This window comes from Azohydromonas sp. (assembly GCF_035325925.1).
GTDB lineage: Bacteria > Pseudomonadota > Gammaproteobacteria > Burkholderiales > Burkholderiaceae_C > Calidifontimicrobium.
In genome coordinates this window covers 32894-51580 of record NZ_DAOKZA010000012.1, presented here as the reverse complement: position 1 = coordinate 51580, position 18687 = coordinate 32894, and the positions used below count along the sequence as shown (strand labels likewise).

The window sequence follows — 18687 nt, the reverse complement described above, 5'->3', positions numbered from 1 at the left end:
GCACGCTCCTAGCCGGGGTTGGGTGGGTTCTTCTCGAGTGCGCGCACGCGCTCGCGCAGGCGGTACAACTGGCGCAGCGTCGCCGCGTTCTTCTCCCACGAGGCATTGTCGTCGAGCGGGAACACGCCGGTGTACTGGCCCGGCCGCAGGATCGAACGGCTGACGAAACTGCCCGCCGAGACGTGCACGTGGTCGGCGATCTCGAGATGGCCGGCGATCATCGCCGCGCCGCCGATGGTGCAGTGCGCGCCGATCCTGGCGCTGCCGGCGACGCCGACGCAGCCGGCCATCGCGGTGTGCGCGCCGACGTGCACGTTGTGCGCGATCTGGATCAGGTTGTCGAGCTTGACGCCGTCTTCGATCACCGTGTCGTCGAGCGCTCCGCGGTCGATGCAGGTGTTGGCGCCGATCTCGACGTCGTCGCCGATGCGCACCGCGCCGAGTTGCTCGATCTTCACCCAGCGCCCGCCGTCGGGCGCGAAGCCGAAGCCGTCGCCGCCGATCACCGCGCCGCTTTGCACGACGCATCGCGCGCCGAGCCGGCAAAAGTCGCCGATCACCACGCGCGGCGCGAGCCGCGTGTGCGCGCCGATCACAGCGCCACGGCCGACGTGGCACTGCGCGCCGATCACCGCGCCGTCGCCGACTTCGGCGTCCTCGCCGACGCAGACCAGCGCACCGACCGACGCGCCCGGGTGCACGCGGCAGCCGGGGGCGAGCACCGCGCTGGGGTGTACCCCGGGCGCCGGCACCGGACGCGTGCGCGCGGCCCACCACTGCGTGAGGCGCGCGAAGTACAGATAGGGGTCGGCCGTGGCGATGGTGGCCACGCCGGGTGAGGCCAGGTCGCGCAGCGCCGGCGTGACGATCACGCAAGCCGCGCGTGTCTCGGCCAGTTGCGCGCGGTAGCGCGGATTCGCGAGGAAGCCGATCGACGCACCGTCGGCGCTGGCCAGCGGGGCGATGCGCTCGACGCGCCGGTTCGCGTCGCCGGCCAGCTCGCCGCCGAGCGCGGCGACGATCTCGCCGAGCGAGGCCGGGTTCACTTGCCGTTGTTCAGCGCGTCGATCACGCGCTTGGTGATGTCCACGCGCGGGCTGGCGAACACGACCTCCTGGAGGATCAGGTCGTACTTCTCCTGGTCGAAGATCTGCTTGACGGCGCGGTTGGCGCGGTCGAGCACCTGCGCCAGTTCCTCGTTCTTGCGCTGGGTCAGATCCTCCTGGAACTCGCGGCGCTTGCGCTGGAACTCGCGGTCTTGCTCGACGAGTTCGCGCTGGCGTCGGCTGCGCTCGCTCTCGGCCAGCGTCGGCGCGTCGCGGTCGAGCCGCTCCGAGGCGGCCTTCAGGCGGGCGGCCAGGTCGGCCAGTTCCTTCTCGCGCTTGCCGAACTCGGACTCGAGCTTGGCCTGGGCCGCCTTCGCCGGTTGCGCGTCACGCAGCACGCGCTGCAGGTCGACGTAGCCGATCTTCAGCTCCTGCGCCTGCGCGAGGCCGCCGAGCAGCGCCAGCGCGACGGCGACGACAGCCGGTTTCCACTTCCTCGAGTTCATCAAAACGCGGTCCCGACCTGGAATTGAAACTTCTGGATTCTATCGTTCGGCTCCTTGCGGATCGGCGTGCCGTAGCTCAGCTTGAGCGGCCCGATCGGCGACAGCCAGCTCAGGCCGATGCCCGCCGAGGCGCGCAGCGAGCCGGCGCTGACCTTCTCGTCCTCGCCCCACACGTTGCCGACATCGGTGAAGGCGAACAGCCGCAGCGTCTTGTCGGTGCCTGATCCGGGCACCGGCACGTACAGCTCGGCGTTGAGGTTGACGCGCTTCGGGCCGCCGATGTAGGTACCCGTGACGTCGACCGGGCCGAGCGAGGCCTGGTCGAACGCGCGCACCGACCCGAGGCCACCGCCGAAGTAGTTCTTGAAGAACGGGTAGGTGCGGTCGTTGAGCGAGCGGCCGTAGCCGATCTCGCCGTTCAGGCCCAGCGTGTAGGCGCCGCCGAGCGGGATGTACTGCTGCAGTTGCAGGTTGGCGCGCGCGTACTGCGCATTGCCGCCGACGCCCCACTCGAGGTTGACGCGCGAGTAGCGTCCCCGCGTGGGCACCAGCGCGCTGTCGCGCCCGTCGCGCGCCCAGCCCAGCGTCAGCGGGAACGCCGTGGCGGTGTCGCCGTACTCCTCGCGGTACAGGTACCAGTTGTTCGGCAGGCCGGTGCTGCCCTTGATGCGCGTGCTCTCGACGCCGAGGCCGAAGAACACCGTGTCGAAGTCGGAGAACGGCACGCCGAAGCGCACCACGACGCCCGGCGTGACCAGGCTGTAGGTGTCGCCCTGGCTGTTGATCGGGCGCGTCGTGCGGTAGTACAGGTCCAGGTAGCGCGAGACGCCGTCGACCGTGAAGTACGGGTCGACGCTGGAGAGCACGAAGCTGCGGTTGTACTTGCTCGTGTTCAGCTCGACGCCGAGGTAGTTGCCGGTGCCGAAAATGTTCTCCTGCCGCACCGACGCAGTCAGCGACAGCTTCTCGGCGCTCGAGTAGCCGGCGCCGAGCAGCAGGTTGCCGGTGGGCTTCTCGGTGACCTTGAGCGTCAGGTCGACCTGGTCGGGGGCACCGGGCACCTCTTCCGTGTCGACGCTGACCTCGGTGAAGAAGCCCAGCCGGTCGACGCGGTCGCGCGACAGCTTGATGCGCGCACCGTCGTACCAGGCCGACTCGAACTGGCGGAACTCGCGGCGGATCACCTCGTCGCGCGTGCGCAGGTTGCCGGCGACGTTGATGCGGCGCACGTACACGCGCCGCTGCGGCAGCGCGACGAACACCACCTCGACCTGTCCGCGTTCGCGGTCGATCACCGGGTTCGGCTCGACGCGGGCGAACGCGTAGCCGTACAGCCCGAAGCGCTCCCCGAACAGCCGCACGGTGTCGGCCACGTCCTGCGCGCGGTACGGCGCACCCGGCTCGACGCGCACGAGCGACTTGAACTCGTCGAGCCGGCCGAGGTACTCGCCTTCGAGGCGAACGCCGGTGACGACGAACCGCTGGCCCTCGCGCACCGAGATCGTGATCGCGATGTGCTGCTTGTCCGGCGAGATCGTGACCTGCGCCGACTCGACGGCGAAGTCGAGGTAGCCCCGGTTCGTGTAGTACGCGCGCAGCGTCTCGAGGTCGGCGTTGAGCTTGGCGCGCGAGTAGCGATCGCTCTTCGTGTACCAGGTGAGCCAGCCGCTGGTCGTCTGCTCGAACAGGCCGAGCAGCGTGCGCTCGGAGAACACGGCGTTGCCGACGATGCGGATCTCGCCGATGCGCGCCGCGTCGCCCTCGACCACCGTGAAGGTGACGTTGACGCGGTTGCGCTCGAGCGGCGTCACCGTGGTCACCACCTCGGCGCCGTACAGGCTGCGCGACAGGTACTGGCGCTTGATCTCCTGCTCGGCGCGGTCGACCAGCGCCTTGTCGAACGGCAGGCCCTCGCCGATGCCGGCGTCGCGCAGCGCCTTCGAGATGGTGTCGCTCTCGAACTCCTTCATGCCGACGAAGCTGACCGCGGCGATGACCGGGCGTTCCTCGACGACGACGATGACGACGTCGCCGTCGATCTCGAGGCGTACGTCGTTGAACAGCCCGGTGGCGAACAGCGCGCGCAGCGCCGTCGCGCCCTTCGCGTCGTCGTAGGTGTCGCCGACGCGAAACGGCAGCGATGCGAACACCGTGCCCGGGTCGGTGCGCTGCAGGCCCTCGATGCGGATGTCCTTGAGCACGAAGGGCTCGACGGCCCAGGCCGGCGCCGCGGCCACCACGGCCACCGACGCGACACAGGCGGCCACAGGGCGCGCGAGGCCCATTGAGCAGGGAAATGGCATCGGGCAGGAAGGAGTCAGTGCAGGCCGAGCAGGCGGGCCACGTCGTTGGATAACGCGAGCGACATCAACAGCAGCAGGACCAGCGCGCCGGCGCGCTGCAGCCACTGGAGCCAGGCCTCAGAGACCGGACGTCCGGTCACGCCCTCCCACAAATAATACATGAGGTGCCCGCCGTCGAGCATCGGCAGCGGCAGCAGGTTGAGCACGCCCAGGCTGACGCTGACCAGCGCCAGGAAGCCCAGGTAGTACGCCAGCCCCTGGTGCACCGACTGGCCCGCGTAGTCGGCGATCGTCAGCGGCCCCGACAGGTTTTTCAGCGACGCCTCGCCGATCAGCATGCGCCCCAGCATCTTCAGGGTCAGCGTCGACACCTCCCAGGTGCGCGTCGCGCCATGCGCCAGCCCCTCGAGCGGACCGTAGCGGACCTGCACCATCTCGGGCGGCGGACCGATGAACGCGTCGATGCGTGCCGACGGCGGGTCCACCTCGGTGGCCACGCGCGGCTTGACTTCCAGCGTCAGCACGCTCGCGTCGCGCTCGACCTCCCACTGCATCGCGCGGGCCTCGCCGTCGCGCAGCGCGCCGAGCACGCGTTCGCGCAGCGCCGCCGCGTCGGCGATCGCTGCGCCGTCGACGCGCAGCACGCGGTCGCCCGCGCGCAGCCCGGCGCGGTCGGCCGGCCCGCCGGCGCGCACCTCGCCCATCACCGCCTCGCTGAACGCCGACGCGAGCCCGATGCGCCGCATCAGCGTCGGGTCGACGTCGCGCACGCCCAGCGCCGCCAGTTCGAGGCGCGCGACGCGAGCGCCGCGCCCGTCGCGGTCGCCGACGCGCAGTTGCACGTCGTCGCCGCGCAGCGCCGCCTGCGTCACCTGCCAGCGGAGGTCGGTGAGCGAACGCACCGGCTGCCACTCCTCGCCGTCGACCGACCACTCGCGGATCCAGTCGCCGGCGCGCAGCCCCGCGCGCTCGGCGACGCTGTGCGCCGCCGGCGTGGCCAGCACGGCGCGCGGTTCCTCGACGCCGATCCAGTGCGCGCCGGCGTACAGCAGCACGGCCAGGAGCAGGTTGGCCGCCGGCCCGGCGGCGACGATCGCGGCGCGCTGGCCGAGCGACTTTCGATTGAACGCCTGGTCGCGCTCGTGCGGCGCCACCGGCCCCTCGCGCTCGTCGAGCATGCGCACGTAGCCGCCCAGCGGTAGCGCGCCAATCACGAATTCGGTGTCGTCGGGGCTGCGCTGGCGACGCCAGATCGCGCGGCCGAAGCCCACCGAGAAGCGCAGCACTTTTACCCCGCAGGCGCGTGCCACGCGATAGTGCCCCCACTCGTGCACGACGATCAGGATGCCCAGCGTCACGAGGAAGGCGAGGACCGTGGTCACCGGGCGCGCTCCCTGACGCATTCGCGTGCCACGCGGCGCGCGCGTTCGTCGAGCGCCAGCACGTCGTCGAGGCCGGGCTCGCGCGGCAGGTCGGGGCTCACGCGCTCGAACACCTCGGCGTTGATGCCGTGGATCGCGGTGAAGTCGATCATGCCCGCGAGGAACGCCGCCACCGCCTCTTCGTTGGCCGCGTTGAGCACCGCGGCGCTGCCTTCCGGGCCGCGCAGCGCGTCCCAGGCGAGAAACAGCGACGGAAAGCGGTGCGGGTCCGGCGCCTCGAACGTCAGCGCCGCCAGCCGCGTCAGGTCGAGCGGCTCGGCGCCGCACTCGATGCGCTGCGGGTGCGCCAGACCGACGGCGATCGGCACGCGCATGTCGGGCGTGCCCATCTGCGCGAGCACCGAGCGGTCGCGGGTGACGACCATCGAGTGCACGATGCTCTGCGGGTGGATCAGCACCTGTACCTGCTCGGGCGCCAAGTCGAACAGCCAGCGCGCCTCGATGACCTCGAGTGCCTTGTTCATCATCGTCGCCGAGTCGACCGAGATCTTGCGCCCCATGACCCAGTTCGGGTGCGCGCAGGCCTCCTCGGGGGTCACGCCGTGCAGGCTGGCCGGGTCGCGACCGCGGAACGGCCCGCCCGACGCGGTGAGCACGATGTGGTCGATGAACTGCGGCCAGCGTGCGCGGTCCTCGGGCAGGCACTGAAAGATCGCCGAGTGCTCGCTGTCGATCGGCAGCAGCGTCGCGCCGCCGGCGTGCACCGCGTCGACGAACAGCGCGCCGCCGACCACCAGCGCCTCCTTGTTGGCCAGCAGCAGCCGCTTGCCGGCGCGTGCGGCGGACAGGCACGGCGCTAGGCCGGCCGCGCCGACGATGGCCGCCATCACGACGTCGACCTCGGCGTGCGCCGCCAGCTCGACGAGAGCGCGCGCGCCGCAGTGCACCTCAGTGTCGACACGCCGCTCACGCAGCATCGCGCGCAGCCGCCTCGCGCCGGCGTCGTCGGCGACCACCGCGTGGCGCGGGCGGTGGCGCAGGCACTGATCGGCGAGCGCGTCGACGCGCGCGTGCGCGCTCAGCGCGAAGACCTCGAAGCGCCCGGGGTGGCGCGCGGCCACGTCGAGCGTGTTCACGCCGATCGAGCCGGTCGACCCCAGGATGCACAGACGTTGACTCGACATCGTTTGCAGTATCGGGCACCGCGGCCCCGCGGTGCGGTCGGGCGGCGACCGACCCGGTTCACAGACGGGTCAGAGCGAGCAGCGCCAGCGCGATGGGGAACACCGGCAGAAGCGCGTCGACGCGGTCGAGCACGCCGCCATGACCAGGCAGCAGCGCGCTGCTGTCCTTCGCGCCGGCGGCACGCTTGACCAGCGACTCGACGAGGTCGCCGACCACGCTCATCGCCGCCAGCACGCCGCAACCCAGCAGCAGCGCAAGCGCACCGCCGGCGGCGAACAGTTCGCTGTACAGGCTGGGCGTCAGCGCCCAGCGCCGATCGGCCCACAGCCACGCCAGCGCCAGCACCAGCACGCCGGCCACACCACTGTAGACACCCTCCCAGCTCTTGCCGGGGCTGATCGACGGCGCCAGCTTGCGCCGGCCGAAGCGCCGCCCGCCGAAGTAGGCGGCGATGTCGGCGACCCACACGAGGCAGAACACCGACAGCACGAAGTTCAGGCCGATCCCGCGCGCCTGCCCGATGGCCAGCCACGCCACCCACAGGCCGGCCACGCCGATGCCCCAGCGCAACGAGCGCGGCAGGTGGGGCCAACCCGACGGGCCGGCGCGCAGCGCCACGGCGCCGCCGACGCACCACACCAGCGACGCGATCCACCACAGCAGCGCCGGGGTGCGGGCAGTCCAGCCGGTGATCAGCGCAACGACGCACGCCGACGCCACGGCGGCGCCGCTGAGCCACGCGCCCCACGAGGCGACGCCGTTGAGTCGCGCCCACTCCCAGGCCGCCGCGGCGATCAGTGCCAACGTGAGCAGCGCGAACGGCAGCGCCTGCTCGGCCACCAGGGCCGGGATCAGCAACGCGAGCAGCAGCACGGCGGTGACGACGCGCTGCCTGAGCATCAGGCGCCGGCCGCGGCGACCGCCTCCGTGGTCAGCGCGCCGAAGCGGCGCTCGCGGCGCGCGTATTCGAGCAGCGCCGCGTCGAAGTCGGCCTCGCCGAACTCGGGCCACAGGCGGTCGCTGAAGTACAACTCCGAGTACGCCGCCTGCCACAGCAGGAAGTTGCTGATGCGCACCTCGCCGCCGGTGCGGATGAACAGGTCGGGATCGGGCGCGAAGCCCATCGCCAGGTGGCGGGAGATCAGCGCCTCGTCGACCTGCGCCGCGCTCACCCCGGACGCGACGATGCGCCGGCACGCCTGCGCGACATCCCAGCGCCCGCCGTAGTTGAACGCGACCGACAGCGTGATGCGCTGGTTGTGCGCGGTCTGTGCCTCGGCGCTCTCGCACGCGCGGCGCACGTCGTCGGCGATGCCGGCGCGGTCGCCGACGACGCGCACGCGCACGCCCTCGCGCTCGAGCCGCGGCACGTGGCGCTGCACCGCGACCAGCACCAACCGCATCAGGCTCGACACCTCGTCGCCGGGACGGTTCCAGTTCTCCGACGAGAACGCGAACACGGTCAGGTACTCGATGCCGCGGTCGGCGGCCACGCGCACCACGCGCATCAGTGCGTCGACGCCGGCCTTGTGGCCGAAGGCGCGCGGCATGCCGCGCGCCTTGGCATAGCGCCCGTTGCCGTCCATCACGATGGCGACGTGGCGCGGGAGTCTTCGGTGCTGCGGGTTCACGCGATGCCGGGTCGGAAGGCGGGCGGTGCGGCGTGGATCACACCGCCATGATCTCGCCTTCCTTGGCGGCGACGAGCCTGTCGATCTCGACGACCATGCGGTCGGTCAGGCGCTGCATCTCGTCGAGCAGGCGTCGCTCGTCGTCCTCGCCGATGGCCTTGTCCTTGAGCAGGCGCTTGGCGTGCTCGTTGGCATCGCGGCGCAGGTTGCGCACCGCCACCTTGGCTTCCTCGCCGGCGTGGCGAGCGACCTTGGTCAGCTCCCGGCGTCGCTCCTCGGTCAGCGGCGGCATCGGCACACGCAGCAGGTCGCCCTGTGCCGAGGGGTTCAGGCCCAGGTCGCTCTCGCGGATCGCCTTCTCGACCTTCGCGCCCATGCCTTTCTCCCACGGCTGCACGCTGATCGTGCGCGCGTCGAGCAGGCTGACATTGGCCACCTGGCTGATCGGCACCATCGATCCGTAGTACTCGACGTGCACCTGGTCGAGCAGCCCGGGGTGGGCGCGTCCGGTGCGGATCTTCTGCAATTCGGCGCGCAGCGCGTCGACCGACTTGGCCATCTTCTGCTCGGCCGTCTTGCGGATCTCGGCGGGGGAGCTCATCGGGTCACTCTCCGTTCAGACGTGCACCAGGGTGCCCTCGTCGTCGCCGAGCACGACGCGCTTGAGCGCGCCGGGCTTGAAGATCGAGAACACCTTGATCGGCAGCTTCTGGTCGCGGCACAGCGCGAACGCGGTGGCGTCCATCACCTGCAGGTTCCTGACGATCGCCTCGTCGAAGGTGATGCGCGCGTACCGCGTCGCCGAGGCGTCCTTGTTCGGGTCGTCGGTGTACACCCCGTCGACCTTGGTCGCCTTGAGCACGATCTCGGCGCCGATCTCGGCGCCGCGCAGCGCCGCGGCGGTGTCGGTGGTGAAGAAGGGGTTGCCGGTGCCGGCGGCGAACACCACGACCTTGCCCTCCTCCAGGTACTGCAGCGCCTTCGGCCGCACGTACGGCTCGACGACCTGCTCGATGGCGATCGCGCTCATCACGCGCGCGGTCATGCCCTCCTGGCGCATCGTGTCGGCCAACGCCAGCGAGTTCATCACCGTGGCCAGCATGCCCATGTAGTCGGCGGTGGCGCGGTCCATGCCCACCGACCCGCCGGCCACGCCGCGGAAGATGTTGCCGCCGCCGATGACCACCGCGACCTCACAGCCGAGCCGGGTCACGTCCTGCACCTCGCGCACGATGCGCACGATCGTGGCGCGGTTGATGCCGTAGGCGTCGTCGCCCATCAGGGCCTCGCCCGACAGCTTCAGCAGGATGCGCTTGTAGGCCGGCATGCGGCGCCCTCGCTCGTGAGACGGCGGCTAGTGTACGGCGCGGCCCGTCACTGGCTCTTGGCCGCAGCGACCTGCGCCGCGACCTCGGCGGCGAAGTCGTCGGCCTTCCTCTCGATGCCCTCGCCGACCACGTACAGCGTGAATCCGTTCACCGTGGTCTTCTTGTCCTTGAGCATCTGGCCCACCGTCTGCTTGCCGTCGGTGGCCTTGACGAACACCTGGTCGAGCAGCGAGACCTCCTTGAGGAACTTCTGCACCGATCCCTCGACCATCTTGGCGACGATCTCGGCCGGCTTGCCGCTTTCGGCCGCCTTCTCGGCGGCGATCTTGCGCTCCTTGTCGACCAGCTCGGCGGGCACCTCGGCGGCCGACAACGCCGCCGGCTTCATCGCCGCGACGTGCATCGCGACGTCCTTGGCCGCGACTGCGTCGCCGTCGAACTCGACGATCACGCCGATGCGCGTGCCGTGCAGGTAGTGCGCCAGCGCGCCGCCGGCGTAGCGCCGGAAGCGGCGGATCGTCATGTTCTCGCCGATCTTGCCGATCAGGCCCTTGCGCACGTCCTCGACGGTCGGGCCAAAGCTGTCCTGCGCCAGCGGCAGCGTCGACAGCGCGGCGACGTCGGCCGGGGCGTGGCGGGCCACCAATTCGGCGCAGGCCTTCGCGAAGGCCAGGAACGACTCGTTCTTCGACACGAAGTCGGTCTCGCAGTTGACCTCGACGAGGGCGCCGGTCGCGCCGTCGACCGACGCGGCGACCACGCCCTCGGCGGTGATGCGCGCCGCGGCCTTGCCGGCCTTGCTGCCGAGCTTGACACGCAGGATCTCCTCGGCGCGGGCCATGTCGCCGTCGGCCTCGGTCAGGGCCTTCTTGCACTCCATCATCGGGGCGTCAGTCTTGGCGCGCAGTTCGGCGACCATGCTGGCGGTGATTGCGGGCATCTCAGTGGGCTCCCATGTATGCGAAGGGGGCTCGCCGCCCCCTCTTGGATCGGGTCGGGTGCGCACGACGGCGCCCCGCGGGCTGCGGCAGGCTCAGGCGTCCTCGCTGACCTCGACGAACTCGTCGCCGCCGGCCACCGCCTGCACGACCTCGCTGGTCGCGTTGGCCTTGCCTTCGAGCACGGCGTCGGCCACGGCGCGCGCGTACAGCGCCACCGCCTTGGCCGAGTCGTCGTTGCCCGGGATCACGTAGTCGATGCCGTCCGGCGAGTGGTTGGTGTCGACCACCGCGACCACCGGGATGCCCAGCTTCTTCGCTTCGGCCACCGCGATCTTGTGGTAGCCGACGTCGATCACGAACAGCGCGTCGGGCAGCGCGTTCATGTCCTGGATGCCGCCGATGTCCTTCTCGAGCTTGGACAGCTCGCGCTGGAACAGCAGGCCTTCCTTCTTCGTCATGTGGTCGGTGCCGGCCTCGACCTGTGCCTGCATGTCCTTGAGCTTCTTCAGCGAGCCCTTGACGGTCTTGAAGTTGGTCAGCATGCCGCCGAGCCAGCGCTGGTCGACGAAGGGCATGCCGCAGCGCTGTGCCTCCTGCGCGACGACGTCGCGCGCCTGGCGCTTGGTGCCCACCATCAGGATCGTGCCGCGGCGGCTCGCGAGCTGGCGCACGAACTTCAACGCGTCCTCGAACAGAGGCTGCGTCTTCTCGAGGTTGATGATGTGGATCTTGTTGCGATGGCCGTAGATGAACGGGGCCATCTTGGGGTTCCAGAAGCGAGTCTGGTGTCCGAAATGGACACCCGCTTCCAGCATTTCGCGCATGCTGACGGTCATGGGGAGCTCCGAAGGTTGTGTCTAGAATCCGGCGCTGATCGCAACCATCTGCAACATGTCTTCGACATGCCTGCGACACGGTTCGCGACACCTTTCGGCCGCCGGACTCGCGAGTGGTTTGCCTGGCACTGACGTGACGCGGGCTGACCTGCAACCCGCCCCCAGGCAAACCTGCGCATTGTAGCACCCCATGTCACACGCTCCCGATCGTCCCGTTGCGGGCGCGCCGCCGCGGCGCGCCCTCTCGACGCCTGCGGTCGTCGTGGCAGGACGGCGCTGATGCGCGTGGCCGTGATCGGCGCCGGCATCGTCGGCGTCACGACCGCGTTCGAGCTGGTGCGCGACGGACACGAAGTCACGGTGTTCGAGCGCCGAGGCAGCGTTGCCGAGGAGACCAGCTTCGCCAACGCCGGCGTCGTCGCGCCCGGTTACGTCACCCCGTGGGCGGCGCCGGGCATGCCGGGCAAGGTGCTGCGCCACCTGCTGCAGCGCCACGCCCCGGTGCGCTTCGGCGGCTGGCCCGACGCCGCGACGCGGCGCTGGCTGTGGCGCTGGTGGCGCGAGTGCGCGCCGGCGCGCTACGTGCACAACCGCTCGCGCCTGCACCGCCTCGCGCTGTACAGCCAGCAGCGGCTGCAGGCGCTGACGCACGAGCTCGGCCTCGACTACGAGCATTCGCGCGGCTACCTCGTGCTGCTGCGCAGTGCGCGCGAGGTCGACGCGGCGCGGCCGGCACTGTCGCTGCTCGGCGAGCTCGGCGTGCGCCACGCGGTGCTCGACCGCGCGGGCTGCCTGGGCGTCGAGCCCGGCCTGAACCCCGCCACGGCGTTGGCCGCCGGCATCCACCTGCCCGACGACGGCGTCGGAAACTGCCGCCAGTTCGCGCATCTGCTTCGGCAGCAGGCGCAGCGCGACGGCGTCAGCTGGCACTTCGGCTGCGAGGTGTTGCGCGTCGACCCCGGCAAGCCGAGAGCGCAACTGCAGCTGCGCCGCATCGGCCCCGGGGGCCCCGGACCCGAGCAAACGCTGCACTTCGACGCCATCGTGCTGTGCGCCGCGCTCGGCGCCTCCCCAATGCTGTCGCGGCACGGGCTGCAGCTGCCGCTGGCCGCGGTGCACGGCTACTCGATCACCGCGGCGCTGCGCCGCGTCGAGGGCCTCCCCGAACCGGGCCCGCGCTCGGCGCTGATGGACGAGCGCTACAAGGTGGCGATCAGCCGGCTCGGCGACCGCGTGCGCGTTGCCGGCAGCGCCGAGATCGGCGGCTCGCCCGAGCGCTGCAACGATGCCGCAGTCGCGACGCTGCACCGCGTGCTGCACGACTGGTTCCCCGGCGCGACACAGTCCGCCGCGGTGCGCCCTTGGAAGGCGGCGCGGCCGATGCTGCCCGACGGGCCGCCGGCGATCGGTGCCACCGGCCTCGACGGGCTGTGGGTCAACCTCGGTCACGGCTCAAGCGGCTGGGCGCTGGCCTGCGGCAGCGCGCGCGTCCTCGCGGACCTGCTCGCGGGCCGCGCCGGCGAGGTCGAAGCCGACGGGTTCGATCCCGGTCGCTATGGGCGGCATCCGGCGCGGCGGGGCTGAGTTCGCCCGCGTGCGCCTTGCCCGGCATGAGCCCATCGGCTAGCCTGCGATCGTCATGATCGCGGTCGACGACCACGCACCGGCCCTGCCGCTGTTCGATGCCGCGGCGACGCGCCACATCGAGCAGCGTGCACTGGCTCGCGTGCCGCCCGGCACCTTGGTGCAGCGTGCCGGGCTGGCGCTGGCCAAGCTCGCGCTGGCGTTGCGCCCCAACGCGCGTCATGTATGGGTGCTCGCCGGACCCGGCAACAACGGCGCCGACGGTCTCGACGCCGCCGCGCGCCTGCGCTCGGCCGGTCTGCGCGTGAGCGCGTCGGTGCTGGCCGATGCGACGCGCCAGGGGCCCGACGCCCTCGCCGCGCTCCAGCGGGCCCGGCAGGCCGGGGTCGAGATCGCCGAAGGCGTTGCCGCCGTCGCTCCGCGCTGCGACTTGGCGATCGACGCGCTGCTCGGCATCGGCCTGTCGCGCGCGCCCGAAGGCGAGATGGCCGCGGCGATCGGCAGCTTCAACGCGACGCCGGCGCCGCGGCTCGCCGTCGACCTGCCCTCCGGCCTCGACGCCGACCGCGGAGTCGCCGCCGGTCCCGCGGTCGTGGCCACGCACACGCTCGCGATGCTCACGCTCAAGCCCGGGCTGTTCACCGCCGACGGACGCGACCACGCCGGAGCGGTCTGGTGGGCCGACCTCGGTGAACGCGACGACGATGCGCCCCGCGCCTGGCTGGCCGCCGCGCGGCACCCCGCGACCTTGCGTCGCCACGCGCAGCACAAGGGCAGCTTCGGCGACGTCGCGGTGATCGGCGGCGCACCGGGCATGGTCGGCGCGGCGTGGCTGGCGGCGTGCGCCGCGTCGGTCGCAGGCGCCGGCCGCGTCCACGTGAGCCTGCTCGATGCCGGCGCCCCGTCGTGGCACGCGTCGCATCCGGAGCTGATGGCGCGGCCGGCCCTGTGGCGCGACGGCCTGTCGCTGCTGCGCGAGGCCACCGTGGTGTGCGGCTGCGGCGGTGGCGACGCCGTTGCCGAGGCACTGCCGGCGGTGCTGTCGAGCGCGCGACGACTCGTGCTCGACGCCGACGCACTGAACGCGGTCGCGCGCGACACGACCCTGCGCACGCTGCTGCGCCACCGCGGCGCGCGGGTTGCCCCGACGGTGCTGACGCCGCACCCGCTCGAGGCGGCACGCCTGCTGGGCTGCGGCACGCGCGACGTGCAGGCCGACCGGCTGGGGCACGCGCAGGTGCTGGCCGACGAGTTCGGCGCTGCCGTCGTGCTCAAGGGCTCGGGCAGCGTCACCGCAGCGCCGGGCTGTCTGCCCTGGGTCAACCGCAGCGGCAACGCGGCGCTGGCCAGCGCCGGCACGGGCGACGTGCTGGCCGGCTGGCTGGCCGGCAGCCTCGCGGTGGTGGCCGCCGAACGCATCGACCATGTGCAGCGCGTGTGCGTGCAGGCCGTGTCCAGGCATGGCCACGCGGCCGACCTGCATGCGCGCGGCGGCACCGCCGGCCCGTTGCGCGCCGGGGCGCTGCTCGAGGCGATGCAGGGCGTGGCCTGAGCGGCCGCGTCGGCCACGGCGACTCAGCGCCGCTTGCGCGCGGGGCCGGTCGTTGCGCGCGGTTTGGCGGCCGTTCCCGATGCGCCGGACTTCGATTTGCGGGTACCGGCCGCCGCGCCGCGCGCGGTACGCGTCGCGCTGCGGGCGGCGCGGTCGCTTCGGCGCACCTCTTCGAGTGCGTCGCCGGCCGCAGCGTGGCCGCGTTCGCCGCCGCGCCCGCGCGCCAGCGGTCGCTCGTCTTCGCCATCGCGCACGAGGCGGAAGTCGATCTTGCGCCCGTCGAGGTCGACGCGGCTGACCTGCACACGCACGCGCGTGCCGACGACGTAGCGCATCCCGGTGCGCTCGCCGCGCAGTTCCTGGCGCAACTCGTCGAAACGGTAGTACTCGCCGCCGAGTTCGGTGATGTGCACCAGCCCTTCGACGTACAGGGCGTCGAGCGTGACGAACAGGCCGAAGCTCGCGACCGCGCTGACGGTGCCGGCGAACTCCTCGCCGAGGTGGTCGCGCATGTAGCGGCACTTCAGCCAGGCCTCGACGTCGCGCGACGCCTCGTCGGCGCGGCGTTCGTTGGCGCTGCAGTGGGCGCCGGCGGCTTCCCAGCGCTCGGCCTCCTGCGTCGACGCCTTGACCACCTTGCCGCCGCGGCGCGCCTTGCCCCCGGCCTCGACGACGCCGGTGGCGAGGTGGTAGCGCTTGCCGTGCAGCAGCGCCATGAGCACGCGGTGCACCAGCAGGTCGGGGTAGCGACGGATCGGGCTGGTGAAGTGCGTGTAGGCGTCGTACGCCAGGCCGAAGTGGCCGGCGTTGGCCGCGCTGTAGATCGCCTGCTGCATCGAGCGCAGCAGCATCGTGTGGATCTGCGTGGCGTCGGCGCGTTCGCGCGTGGCCACGGCGATGGCCTGGAACTCGCCAGGTTTCGGCTCGTCGCTCAGACCCAGGCCGATGCCCAGCGCGCGCAGGTAGTTCTGCAGCGTGGCGCGCTTCTCCGGCGTCGGGCCTTCGTGCACCCGGTACAGCGATGGGTGCTCGGCGTGCGCGATGAAGTCCGCGGCGCAGACGTTGGCGGCGAGCATCGCCTCCTCGATCAGCCGGTGCGCCTCGGTGCGCACGCGCGGCACGATCCTCTCGATGCGGCCGTGGTCGTCGCACACGATCTGCGTCTCGGTGGTCTCGAAGTCCACCGCACCGCGCAGCGCACGCTGCCGCAGCAGGGCGCGGTAGGCCTCGTGCAGGTGCAGCAGGTGCGGCACCAGTGCCTGCCGCCGCGCCGCCTCGGCGCCGCGCGTGTTGACCAGGATCGCCGCCACCTCGGTGTAGGTCAGGCGCGCATGCGAGCGCATCACCGCCGGATAGAACTGGTACGCGGTGATCTGACCGGCTTGGTCGACGAGCATGTCGCAGACCATGGCCAGGCGGTCCTGGTCGGGGATCAGCGAGCACAGCCCGTTGCTGAGCTTCTCCGGCAGCATCGGGATTACGCGGCGCGGGAAGTACACCGAGGTCGCACGCTCGTACGCGTCGACGTCCAACGGCTCGCCGGGCTTCACGTAGTGGCTGACGTCGGCGATCGCGACGACCAGCCGCCACCCGGTGAACGCGTTGCGGCCGCGGCCTGCGCAGTGCGGTTCGCAGTACACGGCGTCGTCGAAGTCGCGCGCGTCCTCGCCGTCGATCGTCACCAGCGGCACATCGGTGAGGTCGACGCGGTGGCGCCGGTCGACCTGCCGCACGCGCTCGGGCAGTGCCGCAGCCTGCGCCAGTGCCGCGGGGGAGAAGCGGTGCGGCACCTCGTACTTGCGCACCGCGATCTCGATCTCCATGCCGGGGTCGTCGATCTCGCCGAGCACTTCGGTCACGCGGCCCACCGGCTGCGAGTACATCGACGGCGGCTCGGTCAACTCGACCGCCACGACGTGCCCGGCCTGCGCGTTCGCCGTGGCGTTCTTCGGGATCAGGATGTCCTGACCGTAGCGGCGGTCCTCGGGCGCGACGAGCCACACGCCACCTTCGTGCAGCAAGCGGCCGATGATCGGCGCCTTGCGCCGTTCGAGGATCTCGAGCACGCGGCCCTCGGGACGGCCGCGGCGGTCGTAGCGCACGATGCGCACGCGAACGCGGTCACGGTGCAGCACGGCGCGCATCTCCTGCGCGGACAGCACCACGTCGGCGCCGTCGTCGCGAACGACGAAACCGTGCCCGTCGCGGTGCCCTTGCACCGTGCCCTCGACTTCGCTCATGAGTGCAGCGCCGGGGGCGGCGGCGGTTGAGGGGGTCGGTTTTTTGATGGTAGACTTTCTGTTTGTCGCGGTCGCCGTGCCCTTTGCCGGGAACAGCGGCCCCGAGGCCCAGGTGGCGGAATTGGTAGACGCACTAGTTTCAGGTACTAGCGGGTAACTCCGTGGAGGTTCGAGTCCTCTCCTGGGCACCAGTCAAGGCAACGAGACACGACGACAGATCAGCGAAGACAAGGCCGGCCACCGCCGGCCTTGTGCGTTTTCAGATGGCGAACTTCTTCGCCAGCCCCTCGGGGCGCAGGTTGTCGTACTCCTCGAACGGCTGGTGGATCCACGGGCTCGTGGGCAGCAGCTCGACGTGGTAGTCGGGCATGTAGCTTGACACGCCCTTGACCCAGATCACCGCCGAGCGCAGTTCGGCAATCGCCGGCATGCCGCGCAGGCGGTCGACGACCGCGCGCAGCGTGATGCCCGAATCGGCGAGGTCGTCGACGAGCAGCACGCGCCCCGCCAACTCGCCCTTGGGCAGCGTGATGTACTTGGCCATGTCCAGGCGCCCCTGGATCGTGCCGGCCTCGGAGCGGTACGAACTGGTCGACATGATCGCCAGCGGCTTGTCGAACACACGCGACAGCACGTCGCCCGGGCGCATGCCGCCTCGCGCCAGACACAGGATCTGGTCGAATGCCCAGCCCGAGGCGTGCACCTTGAGCGCCAGGCGCTCGATCAGCATGTGGTACTCGTCCCACGACACGTAGAGGTGCTTGCCGTCGTCGGTCAGCATGGGCAGGGCTCCTTGGCGGGTCAGTTCGTGTAGGGGTGGCGCAGCACGATCGTGTGCTCCCGGTCGGGCCCGGTCGAGACCATGTCCACCGGCGCGCCGATGAACGCCTGCACGCGCTCGAGATAGCGGCGCGCGTTGGCCGGCAGGCGCGACCACTCGGTGATGCCCGCCGTCGACTCGCTCCAGCCCGGCAGCGTCTCGTACACCGGCCGGCATGCGGCGATGTCGTCGGCGTCGAGCGGCAGGATGTCGATGCGCCGGCCGTCGAGTTCGTAGCCGACGCCGACCTGGATCTCGGGCAGACCGTCGAGCACGTCGAGCTTGGTGATGCACAGGCCCGAGATGCCGTTGATGATGATGGCGCGTTTGAGCGCGGCGGCGTCGAGCCAGCCGCAGCGGCGCGCGCGCCCGGTCACCGTGCCACGTTCCTGGCCGACGGAGCTCAGGTGGTGGCCGACGCTGCCCGGCACGTCGATGGGCAGCTCGGTCGGGAACGGCCCCGAGCCCACCCGGGTCGTGTAGGCCTTGGTGATGCCCAGGATGTAGTGCAGCTGGTCCGGACCGACGCCCGAGCCGGCCGCGGCGTTGCCGGCCACGCAGTTGCTCGAGGTCACGTAGGGGTAGGTGCCGTGGTCGATGTCGAGCAGCGTGCCCTGCGCGCCCTCGAACAACAGGTTCTTCCCCTCGGTGTGCGCGCGGTGGACCAGGTAGCCGACGTCGGCCATCATCGGCGCGAGTTGGTCGGCCACGCGCATCGCGTGCTCGTAGATCGGATCGAACGCCAGCGTCTGGCCCTTCAGATGGCCGCCGAGCGCGAAGTTGTGAAGTTCGAGCAGTTCGTGCAGCTTGTCGGCGAAACGTCGCGGGTGCTTCAGGTCCTGCACGCGCAGCGCGCGCCGGGCCACCTTGTCCTCGTAGGCCGGGCCGATCCCCTTGCCGGTGGTCCCGATCTTGCCGCTGCCGCTGGACTCGCGCTGCGCCTCGCGCGCCTTGTCGAGCTCGACGTGGAACGGCAGGATCAACGGGCACGACTCGCTGAGGTACAGGCGCGAACGGACCTCCAGCCCGATGCCCTCCAGGCGTTCGATCTCGCCGAGCAGGTGCGTCGGGTCGACGACCACGCCGTTGCCGATGTAGCAGGCGACGCCGTCGCGCATGATGCCGCTGGGGATCAGCTGCAGCGCCGTCTTCACGCCCTTGATGACCAGCGTGTGGCCGGCGTTGTGGCCTCCCTGGAAGCGCACCACGCCGTGCGCGTGGTCGGTGAGCCAGTCGACGACCTTGCCCTTGCCTTCGTCGCCCCACTGCGTGCCGACGACGACCACGTTGCGGCCGCGCGCGGCCGGGGTCGATTGCATTGCTGTCATGGTCC

16 protein-coding genes and 1 tRNA gene are annotated in these 18687 nt (G+C 71.3%); 3 read left to right on the top strand and 14 right to left on the bottom strand.

Going from position 1 to position 18687, the window contains the following annotated elements:
• Positions 1-8: 8 nt before the first annotated feature.
• The 11 genes from lpxD to rpsB form a co-directional block, all read right to left on the bottom strand.
• Positions 9-1046: a UDP-3-O-(3-hydroxymyristoyl)glucosamine N-acyltransferase gene (lpxD, locus tag PKC53_RS06600; RefSeq protein ID WP_324427488.1), complete on the bottom strand. Its 1038-nt coding sequence runs from the start codon at positions 1044-1046 to the stop codon at positions 9-11.
• Positions 1043-1552: an OmpH family outer membrane protein gene (locus PKC53_RS06595; protein WP_324427486.1), complete on the bottom strand. Its 510-nt coding sequence runs from the start codon at positions 1550-1552 to the stop codon at positions 1043-1045. The genes lpxD and PKC53_RS06595 overlap by 4 nt, the downstream gene beginning before the upstream one ends.
• Positions 1552-3837: an outer membrane protein assembly factor BamA gene (gene bamA / locus PKC53_RS06590; protein ID WP_324427558.1), complete on the bottom strand. Its 2286-nt coding sequence runs from the start codon at positions 3835-3837 to the stop codon at positions 1552-1554. The genes PKC53_RS06595 and bamA overlap by 1 nt, the downstream gene beginning before the upstream one ends.
• 32 nt (positions 3838-3869) lie before the next feature.
• Positions 3870-5258: an RIP metalloprotease RseP gene (rseP, locus tag PKC53_RS06585; RefSeq protein ID WP_324427484.1), complete on the bottom strand. Its 1389-nt coding sequence runs from the start codon at positions 5256-5258 to the stop codon at positions 3870-3872.
• Positions 5234-6421: a 1-deoxy-D-xylulose-5-phosphate reductoisomerase gene (locus PKC53_RS06580; RefSeq protein ID WP_324427482.1), complete on the bottom strand. Its 1188-nt coding sequence runs from the start codon at positions 6419-6421 to the stop codon at positions 5234-5236. Before PKC53_RS06580 ends, rseP begins: the two co-directional genes overlap by 25 nt.
• Before the next feature lie 58 nt (positions 6422-6479).
• Positions 6480-7322, bottom strand: a complete 843-nt coding sequence (locus PKC53_RS06575; RefSeq protein ID WP_324427480.1) for a phosphatidate cytidylyltransferase — start codon at positions 7320-7322, stop codon at positions 6480-6482.
• Complete coding sequence (gene uppS, locus PKC53_RS06570) at positions 7322-8053, bottom strand: polyprenyl diphosphate synthase (RefSeq protein ID WP_324427479.1); 732 nt, start codon at positions 8051-8053, stop codon at positions 7322-7324. The genes PKC53_RS06575 and uppS overlap by 1 nt, the downstream gene beginning before the upstream one ends.
• 37 nt (positions 8054-8090) lie before the next feature.
• A complete protein-coding gene (gene frr / locus PKC53_RS06565; RefSeq protein WP_324427478.1) occupies positions 8091-8654 on the bottom strand; it encodes a ribosome recycling factor in 564 nt (187 codons plus the stop codon).
• A gap of 15 nt (positions 8655-8669) precedes the next feature.
• A complete protein-coding gene (gene pyrH, locus PKC53_RS06560) occupies positions 8670-9380 on the bottom strand; it encodes a UMP kinase (protein ID WP_324427476.1) in 711 nt (236 codons plus the stop codon).
• 47 nt (positions 9381-9427) lie between these two features.
• Positions 9428-10321: a translation elongation factor Ts gene (gene tsf, locus PKC53_RS06555; protein WP_324427474.1), complete on the bottom strand. Its 894-nt coding sequence runs from the start codon at positions 10319-10321 to the stop codon at positions 9428-9430.
• A gap of 93 nt (positions 10322-10414) precedes the next feature.
• Positions 10415-11158 (bottom strand): 30S ribosomal protein S2, encoded by a 744-nt coding sequence (gene rpsB, locus PKC53_RS06550; protein ID WP_324427472.1) that lies wholly within the window; start codon positions 11156-11158, stop codon positions 10415-10417.
• Positions 11159-11437: 279 nt separating this feature from the next.
• On the opposite strand from rpsB, the gene PKC53_RS06545 reads away from it, so the two are divergent.
• Together PKC53_RS06545 and PKC53_RS06540 are read left to right on the top strand one after the other, a co-directional pair.
• On the top strand, positions 11438-12742 hold the full coding sequence (locus PKC53_RS06545) for a D-amino acid dehydrogenase (protein ID WP_324427470.1): 1305 nt from the start codon (positions 11438-11440) through the stop codon (positions 12740-12742).
• Positions 12743-12797: 55 nt separating this feature from the next.
• Entirely contained in the window at positions 12798-14294 is a 1497-nt protein-coding gene (locus tag PKC53_RS06540; protein ID WP_324427468.1) for an NAD(P)H-hydrate dehydratase, read from the top strand.
• Between the two features lie 23 nt (positions 14295-14317).
• On the opposite strand, the gene rnr is transcribed toward PKC53_RS06540, so the two are convergent.
• Complete coding sequence (rnr, locus tag PKC53_RS06535) at positions 14318-16534, bottom strand: ribonuclease R (RefSeq protein WP_324427466.1); 2217 nt, start codon at positions 16532-16534, stop codon at positions 14318-14320.
• A 106-nt stretch (positions 16535-16640) separates the two neighbouring features.
• Between rnr and PKC53_RS06530 the strand changes: the two genes are divergently transcribed.
• Positions 16641-16725: transfer RNA gene (locus tag PKC53_RS06530), tRNA-Leu, on the top strand.
• A 68-nt stretch (positions 16726-16793) separates the two neighbouring features.
• Here PKC53_RS06530 and PKC53_RS06525 read toward each other — a convergent pair.
• Together PKC53_RS06525 and PKC53_RS06520 are read right to left on the bottom strand one after the other, a co-directional pair.
• The gene (locus PKC53_RS06525) at positions 16794-17315 is read right to left on the bottom strand and encodes a phosphoribosyltransferase family protein (protein WP_324427464.1); all 522 of its coding nucleotides are present in this window, start codon (positions 17313-17315) and stop codon (positions 16794-16796) included.
• A gap of 20 nt (positions 17316-17335) precedes the next feature.
• Positions 17336-18673 carry an adenylosuccinate synthase gene (locus tag PKC53_RS06520; protein WP_324427462.1) on the bottom strand — a complete coding sequence of 446 codons (1338 nt, stop codon included), beginning with the start codon at positions 18671-18673 and terminating at the stop codon, positions 17336-17338.
• Positions 18674-18687 lie beyond the last annotated feature (14 nt).